This window comes from Bartonella sp. MR168JLCBS, from assembly GCF_042194175.1.
Map to the genome: position 1 here is coordinate 1 of NZ_JBHIMP010000435.1, position 663 is coordinate 663.

A 663-nucleotide genomic window follows, 5' to 3' on the forward strand; every position below is an offset into this window, starting at 1 on the left:
TGTAGGAGCCAATACATGGAACGGTTCTCTGTTGTGTATGAAACGAGGAGCGCGCTTAGTAACATGTGGTTCTACCTCTGGAGTTACAGCACCACTAAATCTCATGCAGTTGTTCCAACAACAATTTAAGATATTTGGTTCTTTTGGCTGCCGTGTAAAAAATATGCAAAACGCCATGCAGAAAATGGCACAAGGAGTTGTACATCCTGTCATTGATACAATTGTTCAATTTGAAGAAATTGATACAGCCTTAAAACGAATGGAAAGCCGTAATGTTTTTGGTAAAATTATTCTTAAAATCGATTAAATCATAATGAAGTTTTATATTAAAATTTTTATGTATCACATTAAAATCATAGCTAAAAATTTATTTTATTGGTTATGGGCACATCTGCTCATCAGCGCTTTATTCATTTTAAAACATTTTCCTGCTTATATCGGATTTTCTTTTTTTTCTTGGTTTGCAAAAACATTCGGTCCCCTTTTCTCTCGTCATCAAATCGCACTTACGAACCTTAGAGCAGCATATCCAGAAAAAACAGAAAAAGAACTCCATGCAATTGCAATAGAAATGTGGGAGAATATAGGGCTGTGCTTAGCTGAATATATTTTTCTTGATAAAATTTTTGACTTTGATCCTCGTGCAGAGAAGCCAGGTCTTAT

At 34.7% G+C, this 663-nt stretch carries 1 protein-coding gene and 1 pseudogene; both read left to right on the plus strand.

The features are described 5' to 3' along the window. On the plus strand, positions 1-307 hold a 307-nt coding region (locus ACFIK8_RS11815; RefSeq protein ID WP_375669539.1), incomplete at its 5' end, for a zinc-binding dehydrogenase. A gap of 6 nt (positions 308-313) precedes the next feature. After that, a pseudogene (locus tag ACFIK8_RS11820) lies at positions 314-663 on the plus strand (lipid A biosynthesis lauroyl acyltransferase); the annotation flags it as partial.